This is a genomic window from Cellulomonas sp. (genome assembly GCF_965229465.1).
In the GTDB taxonomy this organism is placed as follows: domain Bacteria; phylum Actinomycetota; class Actinomycetes; order Actinomycetales; family Cellulomonadaceae; genus Cellulomonas.
Window position 1 is genome coordinate 1,219,497 of sequence record NZ_OZ245882.1, and the last position, 18,070, is coordinate 1,237,566.

16 protein-coding genes are annotated in these 18,070 nt (G+C 70.6%); 8 read left to right on the forward strand and 8 right to left on the reverse strand.

Annotated features, from left to right (window positions below; all coding sequences use genetic code 11):
* Window positions 1-66 precede the first annotated feature (66 nt).
* The 5 genes from ACO06A_RS05795 (at window position 67) to ACO06A_RS05815 (ending at window position 5,890) form a co-directional block, all read left to right on the forward strand.
* Complete coding sequence (locus tag ACO06A_RS05795; protein WP_421735088.1) at window positions 67-711, forward strand: GNAT family N-acetyltransferase; 645 nt, start codon at window positions 67-69, stop codon at window positions 709-711.
* Between the two features lie 11 nt (window positions 712-722).
* Window positions 723-1,133, forward strand: coding sequence for a DUF6157 family protein (locus ACO06A_RS05800; RefSeq protein ID WP_421735089.1), 411 nt, complete (start codon window positions 723-725; stop codon window positions 1,131-1,133).
* Window positions 1,134-1,250: 117 nt separating this feature from the next.
* Window positions 1,251-2,219: a DUF2971 domain-containing protein gene (locus ACO06A_RS05805; RefSeq protein WP_421735090.1), complete on the forward strand. Its 969-nt coding sequence runs from the start codon at window positions 1,251-1,253 to the stop codon at window positions 2,217-2,219.
* A gap of 314 nt (window positions 2,220-2,533) precedes the next feature.
* On the forward strand, window positions 2,534-4,174 hold the full coding sequence (locus ACO06A_RS05810) for a bifunctional 3'-5' exonuclease/DNA polymerase (RefSeq protein WP_421736020.1): 1,641 nt from the start codon (window positions 2,534-2,536) through the stop codon (window positions 4,172-4,174).
* A 60-nt stretch (window positions 4,175-4,234) separates the two neighbouring features.
* Window positions 4,235-5,890 carry a hypothetical protein gene (locus ACO06A_RS05815; protein ID WP_421735091.1) on the forward strand — a complete coding sequence of 552 codons (1,656 nt, stop codon included), beginning with the start codon at window positions 4,235-4,237 and terminating at the stop codon, window positions 5,888-5,890.
* Between the two features lie 22 nt (window positions 5,891-5,912).
* On the opposite strand, the gene ACO06A_RS05820 is transcribed toward ACO06A_RS05815, so the two are convergent.
* The 4 genes from ACO06A_RS05820 to ACO06A_RS05835 all read right to left on the reverse strand — a co-directional run bounded on the left by ACO06A_RS05820 (window position 5,913) and on the right by ACO06A_RS05835 (window position 9,890).
* Window positions 5,913-6,425, reverse strand: a complete 513-nt coding sequence (locus tag ACO06A_RS05820; protein ID WP_421735092.1) for a hypothetical protein — start codon at window positions 6,423-6,425, stop codon at window positions 5,913-5,915.
* Window positions 6,426-6,805: 380 nt separating this feature from the next.
* Window positions 6,806-7,537: a cupin domain-containing protein gene (locus tag ACO06A_RS05825; protein ID WP_421735093.1), complete on the reverse strand. Its 732-nt coding sequence runs from the start codon at window positions 7,535-7,537 to the stop codon at window positions 6,806-6,808.
* On the reverse strand, window positions 7,534-8,448 hold the full coding sequence (locus ACO06A_RS05830) for a PmoA family protein (protein WP_421735094.1): 915 nt from the start codon (window positions 8,446-8,448) through the stop codon (window positions 7,534-7,536). The genes ACO06A_RS05825 and ACO06A_RS05830 overlap by 4 nt, the downstream gene beginning before the upstream one ends.
* Window positions 8,445-9,890 carry a Gfo/Idh/MocA family protein gene (locus ACO06A_RS05835; RefSeq protein ID WP_421735095.1) on the reverse strand — a complete coding sequence of 482 codons (1,446 nt, stop codon included), beginning with the start codon at window positions 9,888-9,890 and terminating at the stop codon, window positions 8,445-8,447. Before ACO06A_RS05835 ends, ACO06A_RS05830 begins: the two co-directional genes overlap by 4 nt.
* A 148-nt stretch (window positions 9,891-10,038) precedes the next feature.
* Here ACO06A_RS05835 and ACO06A_RS05840 point away from each other — a divergent pair, with 148 nt between their 5' ends.
* A complete protein-coding gene (locus ACO06A_RS05840; protein WP_421735096.1) occupies window positions 10,039-11,550 on the forward strand; it encodes an alpha-N-arabinofuranosidase in 1,512 nt (503 codons plus the stop codon).
* A 25-nt stretch (window positions 11,551-11,575) separates the two neighbouring features.
* Window positions 11,576-12,574, forward strand: a complete 999-nt coding sequence (locus tag ACO06A_RS05845; RefSeq protein WP_421735097.1) for an alpha/beta hydrolase — start codon at window positions 11,576-11,578, stop codon at window positions 12,572-12,574.
* 2 nt (window positions 12,575-12,576) lie between these two features.
* On the opposite strand, the gene ACO06A_RS05850 is transcribed toward ACO06A_RS05845, so the two are convergent.
* The 4 genes from ACO06A_RS05850 to ACO06A_RS05865 all read right to left on the reverse strand — a co-directional run bounded on the left by ACO06A_RS05850 (window position 12,577) and on the right by ACO06A_RS05865 (window position 16,533).
* Window positions 12,577-13,215 carry a hypothetical protein gene (locus ACO06A_RS05850; protein ID WP_421735098.1) on the reverse strand — a complete coding sequence of 213 codons (639 nt, stop codon included), beginning with the start codon at window positions 13,213-13,215 and terminating at the stop codon, window positions 12,577-12,579.
* Window positions 13,216-13,259: 44 nt separating this feature from the next.
* Entirely contained in the window at window positions 13,260-14,171 is a 912-nt protein-coding gene (locus ACO06A_RS05855) for a carbohydrate ABC transporter permease (protein ID WP_421735099.1), read from the reverse strand.
* Window positions 14,171-15,037 (reverse strand): carbohydrate ABC transporter permease, encoded by an 867-nt coding sequence (locus tag ACO06A_RS05860; protein ID WP_421736021.1) that lies wholly within the window; start codon window positions 15,035-15,037, stop codon window positions 14,171-14,173. Before ACO06A_RS05860 ends, ACO06A_RS05855 begins: the two co-directional genes overlap by 1 nt.
* Window positions 15,038-15,207: 170 nt before the next feature.
* Window positions 15,208-16,533 carry an ABC transporter substrate-binding protein gene (locus ACO06A_RS05865; protein WP_421735100.1) on the reverse strand — a complete coding sequence of 442 codons (1,326 nt, stop codon included), beginning with the start codon at window positions 16,531-16,533 and terminating at the stop codon, window positions 15,208-15,210.
* A gap of 300 nt (window positions 16,534-16,833) precedes the next feature.
* Between ACO06A_RS05865 and ACO06A_RS05870 the strand changes: the two genes are divergently transcribed.
* Window positions 16,834-18,045: an alpha-hydroxy acid oxidase gene (locus ACO06A_RS05870; RefSeq protein ID WP_421735101.1), complete on the forward strand. Its 1,212-nt coding sequence runs from the start codon at window positions 16,834-16,836 to the stop codon at window positions 18,043-18,045.
* The last annotated feature ends 25 nt before the right edge of the window (window positions 18,046-18,070 follow it).

Consider the following 18,070-nt stretch of genomic DNA (forward strand, 5'->3'; position numbering starts at 1 on the left):
TCACGTGATCTGTCCATCCCCCGATCGGGTTGCATCTGGACGCACGTCCCGGAGAGGATGCGCCACATGCCCGCGTCCCCGCCCGATGTCGTCGAGCCGCTGCACCCGTCCGGCATCGCCGAGGCTGCGTCGGTGCTCGCCGCCGCGCTGGCCGACGACCCCGGGTTCGTGCACCTGTTCCCCGTCCGCGCCCGCCGCGAGCGGGAGCTGCGGGCGCTCTACCGGATGACCCTGTCGGACTCGGTCCGGCACGGGCACGCGTTCGTCACCCGGCTCGACGGCGCGGTCACCGGCGCGATCGCGCTCTACCCGCCGGGGTCGTACCCGATGACGCCCGCCCGCTGGTGGCGGCAGGCGCTCCGCATCGTGCGGATCGCCGCCAACACGCGCGAGCACAGCGTGGGGATCATCAAGTTCGGCGACGTCACCTCCGCCGGCGTGCCCTGCGACGCCTGGTACGTGGAGGCGCTCGGCGTGCGGCCCGACCTCCAGCGCGCCGGCCGCGGCAAGCGGCTGATGGCCACGGTGTTCGACCTCATCGACTCCGCCTCCGGGCCGTCCTACCTGGAGACCACCAAGCCCGACAACGTGGGCTACTACACGGCGCTCGGGTACTCGCCGGTGCGGTCGCGGGTGCCGCTGGAGTCGTCCCTGACCGAGGGGCCGTGGATCTTCCCCATGAGCCGGCTGCCTGTGGGTGCCGCGGTCTAGCGTCTGACCGCATGGAGAACGTCGACTACACGTCCACCTTCATCTCGGTCGCGCCGGACACGTCTGCCGTCGCCGGTGTCGAGCCGGTGGGCTCCACCATCGCCGCCGCGACCTTCTCGCTCATCGCGTCCGCGCCCTACGCGCTGCGGTCGTCCGACGTGATCTTCCGGGTGTGGGCTTCGCGGCACGGCGTCTCGGCTGACTCTCCTGACGAATGGGCTGCCTTCTATGCGACTCCGCACGCGTGCCTGCGGTCCAGCGACCTCGGGAAGCGGTACGGGTGGGGGATCCATGCCGACGCCGACGGGCGGTTGGCGGTGTACGCGGTGGGGTCGTCCGAGTACGCGGCCTTGGCCGACGGGGTCGCACCGGACGGGTCGACGGTCGTGGTGAGGGCGGCGATGCGGAGCTCGCGGCGGTGAGACACCGGTCGGCAACGCGACAATCACCAGAACGACCAGCAGACCGGCGGATCGGTGTGTGGGACCGTTTGGGCGACTGCACAACAGAATCGCCAAGTCGAATCGAGGGTCGTGTTCATGTCTGACGATCAGGAGATAATCTTTGAAGGTCCCGATGGCCCCATCAGTGTCACGGTAGATGCGTGGGCGGAAGGCACAGGCCTCGCTCAAGCAGCTCTCGGTCCGATCGAGGATCAAAAGCTGTATTCGGGAACACTGTGGCACTACACGAATGTGACCAATGCAAAGTTGATCCTGGAATCGGGTCGGATGTGGGCGACCGACTGCGACTACCTCAACGATCCCAGCGAAACGCGCGGGCTGGCGCTGATGACTTCGGCCGTGGCGCAAAAGCGGATGCTTGCTGATCCAAATCCGGTGAACTCGACGCTAAACAGCATCTGCGACTTGGCTACGATTCAGCTTTGGACGACGTACGTCATCTCCTTCTCGACTCGTGCGAACGATCTATCGCAATGGCGCTATTACGGCGACGATGGTGCTGGGTACGCCCTTGGCTTCGACGCCTCAAAGATGGGTGGTACGGTCGCCGTCGACGGCCTTCCGGGCGATCAGTCGGCGCTACTCGTCCGCTGCGAATACCCATTCCGCGAGGATCTCGAAGCCGTCGCGAACCAACTCCTAGATGCCGCAGCAGGCACTTTGGCGCCCGGGATAATTCCGGCGACGCAGCTCATGGCAAATCTCATACTCGGGTACGGGTTTGCCATTGGCGGACCGAAGTACAAGCCGCCCGGATTCGAGGGAGAGTCGGAGGTGCGTCTGGTCGCGCTCATGCAGCCGCGTCAAATTGGCGTCCTCGACAAGAGGCATTTCCCGGGCAGGCGCGTGCGGGCGAGGCGGGGGATGTTCGTCCCTTACGTCGAGGCGGATCTCGCGGATTCGCTAACCCAAATTGTCGGGGGACCCAAGTTATTCAACGATGATAAGGAAAGGGCGCTCTACGGCCTGCAGTCGTTGGTCGATGGCGCGGGAGTGCCTGACATGCAGGTGAGTCTCGACCCTCAGCCATACAGAGGGGCGTAAGCCCCGGAGGCGCGGCGCAGCGGCGCCAGAGAGGGCGGGTGGAAGCCCCTGGGGCGGGCGCAGCCGCGCTCGTTGCTTGAAGTATCAACGTAACTCGGGACGACAGGTTGCTAGGGGTGTGACCAGGGCGGTCCCGTGACAAGGACGCAGCGCCCGCAGGCCGCGCAACGGGCGAGGACGAACGGTCCGCGGCAGCGGGCCCGTTCGGTGACGACCACCGCCGGTCGCTCTAGCAACTAGTAGACAACGCGACCCTGGTTGCACTACTCGTCTAGTCACCGTGTCGGACGCGCCTGCGACCATGAGCCGTGTCCTTGCTCCTGCTCCTCGACGACCCGTCGCGACCCGGCGTCGTCGAGCTGCAGTCGCTGACCGACGACGGACTGCCGGAGGGCTCAGTCTCGGTGGCCGCCGACGACCTCGCCTCGGCAGTCCGCGAGCGTGAGGCCGACCGGCCGCGGTGGGTCTGGGACGACACCTCCCGCCGCTACCCGCCGCTGCTGGCCGCCGGCGTCCGTGTCGAGCGGTGCCACGACCTGCGGCTCTGCCACGCGATACTGCGGCGGAGCGCGTACTCGCAGTCGTCGGCGTTGGCCGGAGCGCCTGCCGGGCCGTGGGACGGGCCTCGTGAACCGCCGCCCGTCGAGGGGAGCCTGTTCGACGACGTCGGGCCTTCCGTGGTCGCTGACCCGCTGGCGGAGCTGCGGGACCAGCTCGCCGCCGTCGCCGGGGCCGACGAGCCTGGTCGCCTGCGCCTGCTCCTCGCCGCCGAGTCGACGGGTGCGTTGATCGCCGCTGAGATGCAGCACGACGGCATGCCGTGGAGCGTCGAGACGCACGACGCGCTCCTCACGTCGTTGTTGGGAGAACGACCCCGCAGCGGTCGGCCGCCCAAGCTCGAAGCGCTCGCCGACGAGGTCCGCGCCGCCCTCGGTCAGCCGTCGCTCAACCTCGACTCCCAGCCGGACCTGCTGCGCGGGCTGCGCGCGGCCGGGTGCGACGTCGAGTCCACCCGCACGTGGGAGATCAAGGCGCTCGAGCACCCGGTGCGCGACCCGCTGCTCGCCTACAAGAAGCTGTCGCGCCTGCTCAGCGCCAACGGGTGGGCGTGGATGGAGGCGTGGGTCCACGACGGCCGGTTCCGACCCGACTACGTGCCGGGCGGGGTGGTGACCGGTCGGTGGGCCACCAGCGGGGGCGGCGCGCTCCAGCTGCCCGCGAGCATCCGCGCCGCCGTGCGGGCCGATCCCGGCTGGAAGCTCGTCGTCGCCGACGCCGCTCAGCTGGAACCGCGCGTGCTGGCCGCGATGTCCGGCGACACCGCCATGGCCGCGGCCGGCAGGAAGGCCGACCTGTACCAGGGCGTCGTCGACGCCGGCATCGTCGAGACCCGCTCCGAGGCCAAGTACGCCATGCTCGGCGCGATCTACGGCGCCACCACCGGCCCGTCCGCGGTCCTCATGCCGCGCCTCACCCGCGCCTACCCGCACGCGGTCGCCCTCGTGGAGGCCGGCGCCCGCGCCGGGGAGCGCGGCGACGTCGTCTCCACCTGGCTGGGCCGCACCTCCCCCCGTCCCGACGCCGCCTGGCAGGCCGAGCACGCCGCCGCCTCGGCAGAGGGAGCGGGGGCCGACGACGTCCGCGCCGCCCGTCGACGGGGCCGCGACTGGGGGCGGTTCACGCGCAACTTCATCGTGCAGGGGACCGCCGCGGAGTGGGCGCTGTGCTGGATGGCCTCGCTGCGCCGACGCCTGCTCGAGCTGGATGGTCGGCCGCACGTGGTGTTCTTCCTGCACGACGAGGTCATGGTGCACGCGCCGGCCGAGGTGGCCGACAAGGTTGCTGTCGCCATGCGGTCGTCGGCCGTCGAGGCGGGGCGGTTGCTGTTCGGTGCCACTCCGGTGGAGTTCGCGCTGAACGTGGCCGTGGTGGACAGCTACGACCAGGCGAAGTAGTTGTCCACATCCTGATTCCGGCCTCGTTCCGGGGTGCCCGTTTCGGGTAGAATCGTACACATGTTCGAAGCCGCTCCTGCCGACGCCGAGGGTGGCTGGCGTGCGGGTTCACGCGGTGGGGCACGACAGCCGGACGGGCAAGGCTCCGACACCCGGGTCGTGGCGGCGGCGGTCGCTGACCTGCTCGCGGCGGCCCGGCGGCTGGCCGGGCTGGTGGACGACGGAGGCGCGCAGGATGCGGCGGGCCGGCGGGTGGTGCTGTCCGGGTTGCGGCCGGTGGACGGGGTGCTCGCGGGGGTCCGGTCGGCGGTGCTGCTCGCCGAACGGGACTCCACCAGCTGGCAGCGCCCCGGCGTGCCGTCCTTCGAGGCCGCGCACGGTGCGGTGACCCGGACCGGGCTCCCAGGGGCCAGGCGGGAGATCGCCCAGGCCGACGTGCTCGCGTCCATGCCCGCGGTCGCCGGCGCGGTACAGTCCGGGGCGATGCCCGTCGGGCACCTGGACGCCTTCGCCCGGATCACCACGGGCGCCTCCCAGACCGTGAGTGCCGCGCTGGCCACCCCAGGCGTGCAGGACGCCATCGTGCGGCTCGGGTCCACCCAGGACGCCCCCACGTTCACCCGGTCCGTGCAGCGCCTGGTCGCCGAGCTCGACCCCGCCGCCCGCGACCGGGCGCACGAGAACCAGCGCGCCCGCCGGTTCCTGCACCTGTCCGACCAGAGCGACGGCACCCACATCCGCGGCCTGCTCGACCGGGTCGCCGGCCACCGGCTACGCCTGGCCCTGGAAGCCACCGGCGAACGCCCCAGCACCACCACCGGCGCCCCCGACAACGCAGGCGACGCCAGCAACGGCAGCGATGGGAGCGATGGGAGCGATGGGACGGTGCTGGAAGAGCGGACCGCCGAACAAGCCCGCGCCGACGCCCTGGACACCATCTCCCAGCGCATCCTGGCCCTACCCAGCACCGCCTCCGGCGCCGCCGTCCCACCCCAGATCAGCCTGCTCATGACCGAAGAGACCTTCGCCGCCCTCCGCACCCACGCCACACGGTCGCATCGCCCGGCCCGAACACCCACCGGCCAACCCGCACCCAACCCCGTGCCCGGCACGAGCACCGCCGTCACGACCACCGCCGGTGCGGCCCACGACGGTCCGGCCGACCCCGCCGCTACGGCACGCACCATGCCCAACCGCACCGCCGACCCGGCCTCAGCCCTGACCGGGGTCCCCGCGGTCACCCTCGAGGACGGCACCCCGATCCCGACCAGCGAGGTCGCCAAGATCCTGTGCGACTGCGAGATCACCCGCATCGTGATGAACGCCGCCGACCAACCCGTCAACCTCGGCCGCTCCGTACGCCTCTACACCGGCGCCCACCGCCGCGCCATCATCGCCCGCGACCGACACTGCACCTTCCCCGGCTGCGACCGACACGCCCGCTGGAGCCAGATCCACCACATCACCTGGTGGGACCGCGACAACGGCTCAACCTCGATCGACAACGGAGTCCTGCTCTGCTCGTTCCACCACCACCAGGTCCACCAACACAACCTGACCATCCAGAGGCACCCCACCACTCGCGGACCCCGACGCCCCGACCAACCCACACTCGAGCCACCCGGCACCCGCTACACCTTCCACGACCCCACCGGACGGATCGTCGCCAGCACCGACCACCACCCCCCACCACCGCTGGCACATCACCGCGAGTGAAGGCGCGATCGAGCTCCCGCCACTAGTGCATGAACCAGTACTTCAACACGATCACCAACAGCCCGAACGCCGCCGCGAGCGCGACCTCACCGAACAGAGCGCGCCCCCGGACCCCAGCGCGATGAGCCGCGAGTGCAGCGACCGATGCGAGCATCGCCACCGTGAACCAGAGAGCGAGGAACGCCGCCCGGTAGACGTCCATGCCGGCGAGCCTGCCGATCGCGAAGACGACGAGCACCGGCAGGCTGCCCAGCAGAACTCCGGTGTTGTTGCGCAGGGCGTGCCTCAGGCGGTGACCGGCGCTGTGGTCGACATCCTCGAAGCGTCCACCGACCGCGTCGGCGTACACGTGCGCGAGCCAGTACGTGATGGACACCAGCGCGGTGGCGAGCAGGACGATGTCGCCGCTCTCGGCACCGGCGCTCGTCGCCGCCAGGACGACACTGGACACGAGCGCGCCGTAGAGGATCTCGGCCGGACCCTTGTTCCGCATGAAGCGGTCGACACGGCTGAACCTCTGGTGCTCGACGTCCATGTGCCCTCCGCGACGCGACGTGGGGTTCCTATCGTGGCGCAGAACCGTCGACTGGTCGCCCCGACCGCCGATCGGCTACGCCATGACCGCCACGACACGCCATGACTTGCCATGATGCGCTCGCCGCGACGACGACGCCCGACCCGGCGACGCCCAGGACACACAGAGCGCACAGGGCGCATCGGTACCTGACCCGCGACGCCGCGGCACAAACGCTCGCCGCGTCGACACCCGGCCGCGACGCCACGGCACGGAACACAGGCTCGCCGCGTCGGTACCCGACCCGCGACGCCACGGCACAGCCTCGCCGCGTCGACACCCGACCGGCACCTGCGCGGCGACGCACAACGCGACGGACAAGGCTGTCGGCGCGAGCGGGCTCAGGCGGGCGTCGGCCAGGTCTGGAGTCGTCCGCACATCCCGTACCGGCGGGGCATCGGAGCTGCCTGGCTGGCCGAGACCGATCCGCGGGCGAGGTGCGGCCCGACTCCCCGGATCAGGCCCTCGAGTGCCCCCGCCGTGGACTCGGTCTCGGCGTAGACGGTGCGCGTCCACACGTCCTGCCACCGCGGGACCAGGGTCCGGACGATCCGCGTGGAGGCGTCGTAGAGGGGCTTGAGGGCCGCGGCCGCGCCGATCCGGTCGACGGCCTCGCCCAGCTGGGCATACCCCTCGAGGGCAAGGTCGCGCCGGCGACGAGCGGCGGCGGCGATGTCGTCGTCGGACGCTCCGGCGCCGGGCAGGGTGGCAGCTTCACGGTAGGCGGCGGGGTCGGCCAGCACCGAGTCGGGGAAGGTCAGGACAGCGTCCCCGGCCTCGGGCAGCCCCGCGTTCGACATCAGGACGAGGACCTCGAGGTCGCCGTCGTTCACAGCGCGGTGCACGACACCGGGCCCGAACGAGACGATCGCGCCGGGCTGGAGCGGGTGCACGGCGAACCCGGCGGGCCCGAGGGTGTGCACGGAGCCGGAGCCACGGAGCACGACGTACGCCTCGGACGACACGACGTGCAGGTGCGGCGACCCGCTGCCGGCGAGGCCGACCCCGTCGGGCGCCGGCCAGTCGTACACGCGCAGGTTGCTGACCGAGACGCCCCCCGGAAGTCCGCTCATACGGCCAGGATCCCGCTACCGAGCGTCGCGAGCGAGGCTGCGGACGCGGGGTCGGCGGCGCCGTCGGCGATGACGACCGCGTACTGGAAACGGAGGGTGTCGCCGGGCGCGAAGGGCACCTCGGTCGAGAAGAACGGCGCCGGGTTGAGGCAGCCGAACTGCTCGGTGCGGGCGAACCACTGCGGCGGGTGCGAGGGGTTGCCGGCGCCGTCGACGATGACGACGGTCGACGCTCCCCCGGTCTCGTCGTGCTGGCCGACGAACCCCATCCACGGCCCGCGCGTCCCGCGGATCTCCTCGCCGCCGGAGAAGTCGGGGGCCAGCAGGGTGCCGCCGGTGAACGACCGCGGGCCCCGCCAGAACAGCCCGCCGTAGCCGGCGTTCTCGCGTCCGCGGGTGGTCGGTGAGCCGATGGTCAGGTCGGCGGACGACACGTTGGTCATGGTGGTCGCGAACGTGAGCACCCAGGCGTCGTCGCGACCCGCCGGGATGACGAACCCGAGCGACCGCGTCTCGTCGATGACGTGCTCGCCGGCCTGCGTGTGCCAGGCGAGGGTGTGCGCGAGGTCGACCCGGTCGCTGCCCACGGACAGCGACGTGAGCGCGACGTGGTCCATCGACCCGTCGTTCTCCAGCTGCACGTACCCCTGCCCGTGCACGTAGGTGGGTCCGCCCCAGAAGTTGTGCTCGCCGACCACGGGAAGCGACCACGCGATGCCCTTGTGCCACACGTGGTCGTGCGGCCGGAACCCCGTGACCAGGTCGCCGCCGCGCGTCCGGACGGGGTGCAGGTACGGGCGCGGGCTCTCGAGCTGCACGTCGGTGGGGACGTACACGTACTGGGCCAGGGTGATCCCGTCGGCGACGACGTCGACCGCGCGGCCGATGCCGTGCAGGGCGGAGAGCGTCATCGGGCGTCCTCGAGCGAGACGCCCAGGTCGAGGTCCGCGATCGTCACGGGCAGCCCCGTGACGAGCGACTGGTTCGCCGCGATGCCGACCGCCACGGCGCGCAGCCCGTCGAGGTACCCCGCGGGGCGGCCCAGCCCGTCGGCGGAGACCCGCAGGTGTCGTCGGAACACGTCCTTGAGCAGGATCGCGTCCCCGCCGCCATGGCCGCCGATGCCGTCGGGGATCGCGACCTCGGTGGCCCGCTCCCAGTGCCTCTGGACGAGCAGCCGCTCCCCCTCGGGGCGCAGCGAGTCGCCCACGTAGGTGGGGGTGGCCGACGGGTCGAGCAGTGCGTTCCCGTCCTCGTCGAGCTCGATCGCGCCGCGCTCGACCACCTCGAGCTCCGCGCGGCCGGCCGTGCCGTTGACCGTGACGCGGTACCCCTCCCAGGGGCTGTGCGCGTTCAGCGAGTAGGTCAGGGTGGCGCCGCGCCGGTAGTCGACGAGCAGCGCCATGTTGTCTTCGATGGTGATGCCCGGTCCGAAGACGTCCTGGTCGCGCAGGTAGCCGTCGTGCTGCTCGGCGTCGAGGTACAGGGACTTCAGGCGGGGGTCGTCGTTGAGGTCGAGCGTGAACGGGTCGCCGACGACGCCGGTGCCGCGGGCCGGTCGGGCACCGAGTCCGCGGTCGGCAGCGTTGCGGTCGCCGTAGAACTTGAGCCCGCCGCGGGCGTACACGCGGGACGGGACGTCGCCGAGCCACCAGTTGACCAGGTCGAAGTGGTGGCTCGACTTGTGCACCAGCAGGCCGCCGGAGTTCTTCTTGTCCCGGTGCCAGCGGCGGAAGTAGTCGGCGCCGTGCACGGTGTCGAGCGCCCACTCGAAGTGCACGGACGTGACCTCGCCGATCTGGCCGGACGCGATCACCTGGCGCAGCGAGGAGTTCCGCGGGGCGTACCGGTAGTTGAAGGTCATGACGACGTCGCGGCCGGTCTCGCGCACCGCGCCCGTGATCCGGCGGCAGCCGGGGCGGTCGATGGTCAGCGGCTTCTCGACGACGACGTCGGCCCCCGCGGCGAGCGCGCGGGCGACGAGCTCCGCGTGTGCGTGGTCGGGGGCGGTCACGACGACGACGTCCACGGACTGCTCGGCGATCATCTTCTCGAGACCGTCGGGCGCGTAGGTGGGCAAGGACGCGGGCCGCCCGAGCTCCTCGGAGACCACCGACTCGTAGTGCGCCATGCGGCCCGGGTTGGTGTCGAGGAGGGCGACCAGTGTGGCGACGTCCGCGTGCTCGCCCGTGATCGCGCCGATGTACATCCCGGCGCGGTGCCCGGTGCCGGCGACCGCGTACCGCAGCTGCTCGCCGCCGGGAGCGGGGGCGAACTCCGGGATCACGCCGGGGCCGGCGGTCGTGCTGCTGCTCGATGCGGGACGGGGAGCGGTCGGGTTCTGGTCGGTCACGGGAGTCCTCGGTGTCATCGTCGCGTCGTTGCGGAAAGCGTTGTCCGCCACTGGGTAGCCTAAGCCGTGGAGCCCGTCTCGCACAGGCCCGTGAGGCGACGGATCATGAAGACGGCCCGCACCGCGGCCCGATTGTCAGGAGAGAACCATGCGCGCCACCGTCCTGCTGCACCCCGACTTCCGCGTGGGCGAGGTCGACCGCCGCCTGTTCGCCTCGTTCGTCGAGCACCTCGGGCGCGCCGTCTACACGGGGATCTACGAGCCGGGCCACGAGACCGCCGACGAGCACGGGTTCCGCCGCGACGTCGCCGACCTGACCCGCGAGCTCGGCGTGAGCATGGTGCGCTACCCCGGCGGCAACTTCGTCTCCAACTACGTGTGGGAGGACGCCGTCGGGCCGGTCGAGGACCGCTTGCCGTTCATCGACCTCGCGTGGCGGACCATCGAGCCCAACACGGTGGGCACCGACGAGTTCCTGCAGTGGGCGGAGCGCGAGGGCATCGAGCCGATGATGGCCGTGAACCTGGGCACCCGCGGGGTCGCGGCGGCCGCGGCGCTGGTCGAGTACTGCAACGGCGAGGCGGGGTCGCGCTGGGCGGACCTGCGGATCGCGAACGGTCGCGAGCAGCCGTACGCGGTCAAGCTCTGGTGCCTGGGCAACGAGATGGACGGCCCGTGGCAGATCGGGCACAAGGACGCCGACGAGTACGGCAAGCTCGCCGCCGAGGCCGGCAAGGCGATGCGGCTCGTCGACCCGTCGATCGAGCTGGTCGTCTGCGGGTCGTCGTCGATGATGATGGACACGTTCGGCTCGTGGGAGCAGACCGTCCTCGAGCACACGTGGGACGTCGTCGACCACCTCTCCATGCATGCGTACTACGAGGAGCTCGACGGCGACCGCGCCTCGTTCCTCGGGTCCGGCACGTCGATGGACCGGTTCATCCGCCGGGTCGTCGCCTCCGCAGACGCCGTCGCCGCGCGCCGCCGCTCCGACAAGGTGGTCACCATCTCGTTCGACGAGTGGAACGTCTGGTACCTGAAGTCCCGCTTCGTCGGCGAGCAGAACCTCCCCCTGCAGCGCGACGCCCCGCGCATCATCGAGGACGTCTACTCGGCACTCGACGCCGTGGTCGTCGGTGACCTGCTGGTCACCCTGCTCAACCACGCCGACCGCGTGCCGGTCGCGTGCCTGGCCCAGCTGGTCAACGTGATCGCACCGATCATGACCGAGCCGGGTGGCCCGGCCTGGCGCCAGCCCACCTTCCACCCCTTCGCGACGACGGCCCGCCTCGCCCGCGGCACGGCCCTCGACCTGCGGGTGTCCGGGCCGTCGCTCGCGACGAGTGCCCACGGCGACGTCCCGGTGGTCACCGCGGCGGCGACCCTCGACGGCGACGACGTCGCGGTGTTCCTGGTCAACCGGGCCGCCGAGCCCGTCGAGGTCGAGCTCTCGCACCCCGGCGTCACGCTCGCGCTCGGTCAGGGCGTGCAGGTGACGGCCGACGCGGAGCCCGCCGTCGAGGGACCGGAGCACGCGGCCGCCGTCGCGGAGCGTCACGTGTCGGAGGTCGACGGCCCCGCCGCCTCGACCGGCAGCACCATGATCACCCTCGCGCCGGAGTCCTGGACCGCCCTGCCGGGGGTGCTCACTCGGGCCTGACAGCGGCGAGTGGCACCATCGGGGGATGAGGCGCATCGCGCTCGGGTTCGGATGGCTGCTCGGCGTGCTCGTCGCGGGCCTCGTCGGTGTGGGGATCGCCGCCCGTTTCAGCCCGAGGCCGGCGTCGGTGGTGCTGCGCCGGAACATGGACCGGCACGGTTCCGCGCGGTTCGTGGCGACCGCGCCCTTCGTCCCCGCGCACGTCGTGTCCGAGATCGACATCCCGTACCGCCCCGGCGACCGCGACGCCCGCCTCGACGTGCACCGGTCGACGGGGTCCGACGGCACGTTGCCGACGATCGTGTGGGTGCACGGCGGCGCCTGGCTGTCGGGGAGCAAGGACCTGATCGCCAACTACCTGCGGGTGGTCGCCGGCGAGGGGTGCACGGTGGTCGGCGTCGACTACTCGATCGCCCCCCGCGCCACCTACCCGACCCCCGTCCTGCAGGTGCTCGATGCGCTCGCGTTCCTCACCGAGCACGCCGACGAGCTGGGCGTCGACGCCCACCGCCTGGTGCTCGCCGGCGACTCCGCGGGGGCGCAGATCGCTTCGCAGGTGATCGGCGTGGTGATCGACCCGGCGTACGCGGCCTCGATCGGCGCCCACCCGCGCGTCACCCGGGACCAGATCGCGGGCGCGGTGCTGTTCTGCGGCGTCTTCGACATGTCCCTCGCGCGCGGGCTGCGGGGCCGCCCCCGATGGTTCGTCGACTCCGTGATGCGCTCGTTCACCGGCAGCGCGGACTACCTCGACGACCCCCGCTTCGCGGGCATCTCGGTGGTCAACCACCTGACCGCCGACTTCCCCCCGACGCTCGTGTCCTGCGGCAACGCGGACCCGCTGATCGGCCACTCCCAGTCGCTGCTCACCACGCTCGAGCAGCTCGGGGTGCCGCACGAGACGCTGATCTTCGAGCCCGACCACGAGCCGCCGCTCGGGCACGAGTACCAGTTCCACGTCCACACGGACGCGGGCCAGCTCGCGCTCGCGACCATGCAGCAGTTCGTGGAGAAGCTGGACTGAGGTCAGCCCTGACGGACCGCCGCGCGGTGCTCGACCGCCACGACCGCGAGCGACAGCAGGCCCGGCACGATCACGGCCAACGGCGCGAGCATCCACACCATCACCGCGCACAGCCCGATCGCGACGACGAGCAGAAACGTGCCGGCCAGGTCGTCGCCGGCGCGCTTGGCGGCGGTCTGCACGACGGCCCCCCAGCGCGCACCGGGTGACCAGCCGGCCGCCGCGCGGAGCACGACGACCAGCAGGATCGCGACCAGGAAGACCGTGGCGATCCGCACCCCGGCGCCGCCCGGCATCTCGCCCTGGCCGATGAGCTGGAGGTTGAACAGCAGGACCAGCAGCAGGACCGGCATGCCGATCGACACCAGCCAGACGCCGCGGCACGCCGCGCGGAAGTCCTCCCACAGGGCCGCGACGGTGTCTGGGCGGCCGTCGAGGTGGCGTCGGACGTGGGACACCCCGGCGGCGAGCGCGGGGACCGCGGTGATGATCGGGAGGCTGAGCACCGAGACGCCGAGGCCGACCAGCAGGGCCTCGCTGAACAGCCCGAACCGCCCGCCGCCGAGGAGCGGCTTCTCGTCGGGGCCGGGGGTCGCGTCCGCCGGGCGGCCGGCGTCGTCGTCGGGAAGCGGGGTGCTCATGGCCTCCAGCCTCACACGCTCGGCCCGCCCTGCGGAAACCCCCATCAGCCCTTGAGGCCCTGCGTGGCGACGCCTTCGACGAGGTAGCGCTGGAACACGAGGAAGAAGAGCATCACCGGCACGAGCGCGAGGACGGCCATGGCCATCTGGGCGCCGTAGTCCGAGGTCGTCGTCTGGTCCACGAAGAGCCGCAGCGCGATGGGCAGGGAGTACAGGTCGGGCTTCTTCAGGTAGAGCAGGGGCCCGAAGAAGTCGTTCCAGGACCAGATGAACGCGAAGATCGAGCTGGTCACCAGGGCCGGCTTCATCAGCGGCAGCATGATCGAGCGGAAGATCCGCACGTGCCCGGCGCCGTCGATGCGTGCGGCCTCGTCGAGCTCACGCGGCAGGTTGCGCATGAACTGGACCATGAGGAACACGAAAAACGCCTCGGCGGCCAGGAACTTGCCGATCAGCAGCGGCACGAACGTGTCCACCAGGCCGAGCCGGTTGAACACGATGTACTGCGGGATGATCACCACGTGGAACGGCAGCAGGAGCGTGCCGATCATGAGGGCGAAGAAGACGTTCCGGCCGGGGAACTCGATGCGGGCGAATGCGTAGGCGCTGATCGAGCACGAGAGCGTGATCCCGATGACGGAGCCGACGGCCAGGATCACCGAGTTGGAGAAGAACGTCCAGAACGAGACGCCGCCGATGCCCTCGAGGGCCTTGCTGAAGTTGGCCAGGCTCGCATTGGTGGGGATGAGGCTGACGTTGCCGACGATCTCGCTGGACGGCTTGAACGAGGACATCAGCATCCACACGGCGGGGTAGAGCACGATCGCGACCAGCGCCAGCGAGCACAGGTGGAAGATCAGGGATCGGCCGCGCTTGCGGTTCTTGGTGGACTTGCGCAGCTGTGCGCTGTCGTGCGCGCTGACGAGGTGGTCGGCAGCGGAGGTGACGGTGCTCATCACTTGCCCTCCCCCGAGTAGTGGACCCAGGACTTCGAGGTCTTGAAGAAGACGGCCGCGAGTGCGCCGACGACGATCACCAGGATCCAGGCCATCGCCGAGGCGTAGCCCATCTGGAAGTCCTGGAAGCCGCGGAAGTAGAGATAGAGCGTGTAGAAGAGCGTCGACCGGGCGGGACCGCCGGTGCCGTTGGAGATGATGAACGCGGACGCGAAGATCTGGAACGCGTGGATCATCTCGAGCAGCAGGTTGAAGAAGATCACCGGCGAGAGCATCGGCAACGTGATCTGCCGGAACTTGCGCCAGGGCCCGGCGCCGTCGACCGACGCGGCCTCGTACAGCTCGGTCGGCACCTGCTTGAGCCCGGCCAGGAAGATGACCATCGGCGCACCGAACTGCCAGACGGTCAGCAGGATGAGCATCGGCATCGTGCGCGACGGGTCACCGACCCAGCCGCCGGACTCGAAGCCGAAGAACTGCTGGACCTGGTCGACGATGCCGTTGTCGATGAACATCGCCTTCCACACGATCGCGATGGAGACCGAGGCCCCGATCAGCGAGGGTGCGTAGAACGAGGACCGGTAGAAGCCCTTGCCGCTGAATGCGTTGTTCAGCAGCATCGCCACCGCCAGGGCGGCGAGCAGCTTGATCGGGGTGCCCAGCACCACGTAGGTGAGCGTGACCTTCCACGCCTGCAGGTAGTTCGGGTCCTGGGCGAGGCGCTGGAAGTTCTCCACCCCGATCCACTCCGGCGGCGCGAACAGGTTGTAGTTCGTGAACGCCAGGTACAGGGAGGCGAGCATCGGGCCTGCGGTGAGCAGGACGAACCCGAGCAGCCAGGGGCTGAGGAAGGCGTACCCGGCCAGGGACTCGGACCGCTTGCGGCGCTTCCGGGCGGCGGAGTGCGCGGCGGTCGAGGTGCCTGTCGTCGGAGCCTCGGCAGTGAGGGTCACGAGCGTGATCCGTTCGTAGGTTTCATGGTGGAGCTGCTGTGGGTGGTGGGCCGCCCGGAGTTCACCGGGCGGCCCACCCCGTGTCACTGGGTGGAGAACTCAGCCTCAGCGAACCACTGCTCGGCGAAGTCGTCCGGGGTGAGCGTGCCGTAGGCGAGCTCCTCGGCGAGGGTCCGCCACTTGGCCTCGATCGTGCCGAAGCCCTTGACCGGGATCGGGGTGGACTCGGTCACCTGCTCGGCGACCTTCTCCTCGTACGCGATCACCTGGGCGTCGACGCTGCCCTCGGTCGTGTCGACGGCGGCGCGCTGGTCGGCGTCGGCCGGCACACCCTTCGACGTGCCGAAGATCTTGCCGACCTCGGGGTCCGTGAGCAGGAAGTTGATCAGCGTGGCGGCCTGCTCCGGGTACTTCGTGTTGGCGCCCGAGGACAGGAGCATCGACGGCTTGAAGAACAGCGCCTTCTCGCCCGGCTCGATCGACGGGACCTGCGCCATAGACAGGTTCTGGGTGCCCGAGTCGGCGACGTAGGCGGCCAGGAAGTTGTCCCAGCTCATCTCCGACGCGGTCTCGTTGACCGTGAAGCCGCCCTTGGGTGCGAGCGCGAGGTTGCGGTCGACCGGGAAGACCTGCTTGTCCGCCCGCAGGTCGGACGTGAGCTCGAGGAACTCGACCACGTCGGCCTCGTCGAAGCCGAACGTGCCGTCGTCCTCGAACGGCGTGATGCCCTTCTGGAGCAGCCACTGGATGAAGAACCAGAACGTGGCCGTGTAGTCGACCGCGCCGTAGAGGGCGTAGCCGTCGGCCGTCGTCGTGCCGGCGCTGGAGACGTCGGCGATGAACTCGTTGTAGTCCTCCCACGTGTAGTCGGCCTCGTCGGGGAACGTGGCCCCGGTTGCCTCGATCACGTTGGGGTTCTGGAACATGGCGAACGTGTTGGTCGACGTCGGGATGCCGATCATCTTGTCCTCGAGCACGCCCGCCTTGGTGAGCGTCTCGTCGAAGCCGGAGAGGTCGATCGTGCCGTTGTCGACCCACTCCTGCAGGTCGAGCAGCTGACCGTTCTGGTTGAACTCACGCAGGTACGACAGGTCGAACTGCATGACGTCCGGCAGCGAGCGGCCGGCGGCCTCGGTGGACCGCGCCGTCCAGTAGTCCGGGAACCCGGCGAAGCTGGTCTGGACCGTGATGTAGGGGTACTTCTCCTTGAACAGCGCCAGTGCCTCGTTGTACCGGGCTGCTCGGTCGTCGTTGCCCCACCACGTGAAGTTGAGGGTGACGGGGGACGTGTCAGGGCCGGTGGTGCTGGCCGTGGGCTCGGCATCGCCGGAGTCGCCAGAGGAGCAGGCGGTCAGGGCGAGGGCGGCGACGGCAACAACTGCAGCCGTCTTCCATAGGGTTCGCTTCATCGTCGTTGAGCCTCCTTGCTCGGGGGGTGAAAGCGCATTCCGGACGTTAGGCGAGCGCTTGCCGGGCTGTCAACGCCTGGCACTGAATCGTTACAAACACGCACGGTCCTGCTTCACGGTGCCACCGTTCCGGTCGACCCGCAGGGCCGGGCTCGCGTGCCGCGAAGGTGTCGAGCGGGGGCAGGGTCGGTACGGTCGGGGATGCGGCGTCCCGCGCGCCGTAGAGCCGGAGGTCGCGGTGTTGTATCGTTTCAATCTCCTGTGCTGCCCGACGACGCGCCACACACCCTGGAGCCCCCGGTGACCGACCGTCAGATCCCCTCGTGGTCCGAGCTCAAGCCGCTGCTGCGCCCCAAGCCTCTGGTCCTGAACGCCACCGAGCGACGCCTGAACGACGCGCTGACCATCGCCGACCTGCGGACCGTCGCGCGCAAGCGCACCCCCCGCTCGGTCTTCGACTACACCGACGGCGCCGCCGAGGCCGAGATCAGCCTGCGCCGAGCGCGGTCGCTGTTCCGCGAGCTCGAGTTCCAGCCGTCGATCCTGCACGACGTGTCCCACGTGGACCCGACGACGGACATGATCGGCACGCCGAGCGCCCTGCCGTTCGCGTTCGCCCCCACCGGCTTCACGCGGATGATGAACCACGAGGGCGAGCGTGCGGTCGTCCGCGTGGCTCAGCGCCGCGGCATCCCGTACGCCCTGTCGACGATGGGCACCACGTCGATCGAGGACGTCGCGGCAGCAGGGCCCGACGCACGCAAGTGGTTCCAGCTGTACGTGTGGAAGGACCGCTCCGCAGGCGAGGACCTCATGGCGCGCGCCAAGGCCGCGGGCTACGAGGCGCTCATGCTCACGGTCGACGTGCCGGTGGCCGGCGCTCGGCTGCGCGACGCCCGCAACGGCTTCTCGATCCCCCCGGCACTGACCGTCAAGACGGTCCTGGACGCCGCGACCCACCCCGCCTGGTGGCTGAACCTGCTGACCACCGAGCCGCTGACCTTCGCGTCGCTGAGCACCTGGTCCGGCACCGTCGCGGACCTGCTGGACAAGCTGTTCGACCCGACCATGACGATCGCGGACCTGGAGTGGATCCGCGCGTCCTGGGACGGGCCGCTGATCATCAAGGGCATCCAGACCGTCGAGGACGCCCGCCGGGTCACGGACGCCGGCGCCGACGCGGTGGTCCTGTCCAACCACGGCGGCCGTCAGCTCGACCGCGCACCCGTGCCGCTGCGCCTGCTGCCGGACGTCGCCGAGGCCGTCGGCGACCGCACGCAGGTCTGGGTGGACACCGGCATCATGTCCGGCGCCGACGTGGTCGCCGCGCTCGCGCTGGGCGCCGACGCCACGCTCGTCGGGCGCGCCTACCTGTACGGCCTCATGGCCGGCGGCGAACGGGGCGTCGAGCGGGCGGTCGACATCCTCGAGCGCGAGGTCCGCCGCACGATGGCCCTGCTGGGCGTCTCCACGGTGAAGGAGCTGGGCCCGCAGCACGTCCGCCTCCCCTGACAGACCCCGCAACGTCCGAGCAGAA

Excerpts from the sequence above, each read along its gene's own strand:
- ACO06A_RS05830 (WP_421735094.1), bottom strand. The coding sequence starts at position 8,448 with ATGACGCTCTCCGCCCTGCACGGCATCGGCCGCGCGGTCGACGTCGTC.
- ACO06A_RS05800 (WP_421735089.1), top strand. The coding sequence starts at position 723 with ATGGAGAACGTCGACTACACGTCCACCTTCATCTCGGTCGCGCCGGAC.
- ACO06A_RS05805 (WP_421735090.1), top strand. The coding sequence starts at position 1,251 with ATGTCTGACGATCAGGAGATAATCTTTGAAGGTCCCGATGGCCCCATC.
- ACO06A_RS05815 (WP_421735091.1), top strand. The coding sequence starts at position 4,235 with ATGTTCGAAGCCGCTCCTGCCGACGCCGAGGGTGGCTGGCGTGCGGGT.
- ACO06A_RS05795 (WP_421735088.1), top strand. The coding sequence starts at position 67 with ATGCCCGCGTCCCCGCCCGATGTCGTCGAGCCGCTGCACCCGTCCGGC.
- ACO06A_RS05840 (WP_421735096.1), top strand. The coding sequence starts at position 10,039 with ATGCGCGCCACCGTCCTGCTGCACCCCGACTTCCGCGTGGGCGAGGTC.
- ACO06A_RS05865 (WP_421735100.1), bottom strand. The coding sequence starts at position 16,533 with ATGAAGCGAACCCTATGGAAGACGGCTGCAGTTGTTGCCGTCGCCGCC.
- ACO06A_RS05845 (WP_421735097.1), top strand. The coding sequence starts at position 11,576 with ATGAGGCGCATCGCGCTCGGGTTCGGATGGCTGCTCGGCGTGCTCGTC.
- ACO06A_RS05825 (WP_421735093.1), bottom strand. The coding sequence starts at position 7,537 with ATGAGCGGACTTCCGGGGGGCGTCTCGGTCAGCAACCTGCGCGTGTAC.
- ACO06A_RS05850 (WP_421735098.1), bottom strand. The coding sequence starts at position 13,215 with ATGAGCACCCCGCTTCCCGACGACGACGCCGGCCGCCCGGCGGACGCG.
- ACO06A_RS05820 (WP_421735092.1), bottom strand. The coding sequence starts at position 6,425 with ATGGACGTCGAGCACCAGAGGTTCAGCCGTGTCGACCGCTTCATGCGG.
- ACO06A_RS05855 (WP_421735099.1), bottom strand. The coding sequence starts at position 14,171 with ATGAGCACCGTCACCTCCGCTGCCGACCACCTCGTCAGCGCGCACGAC.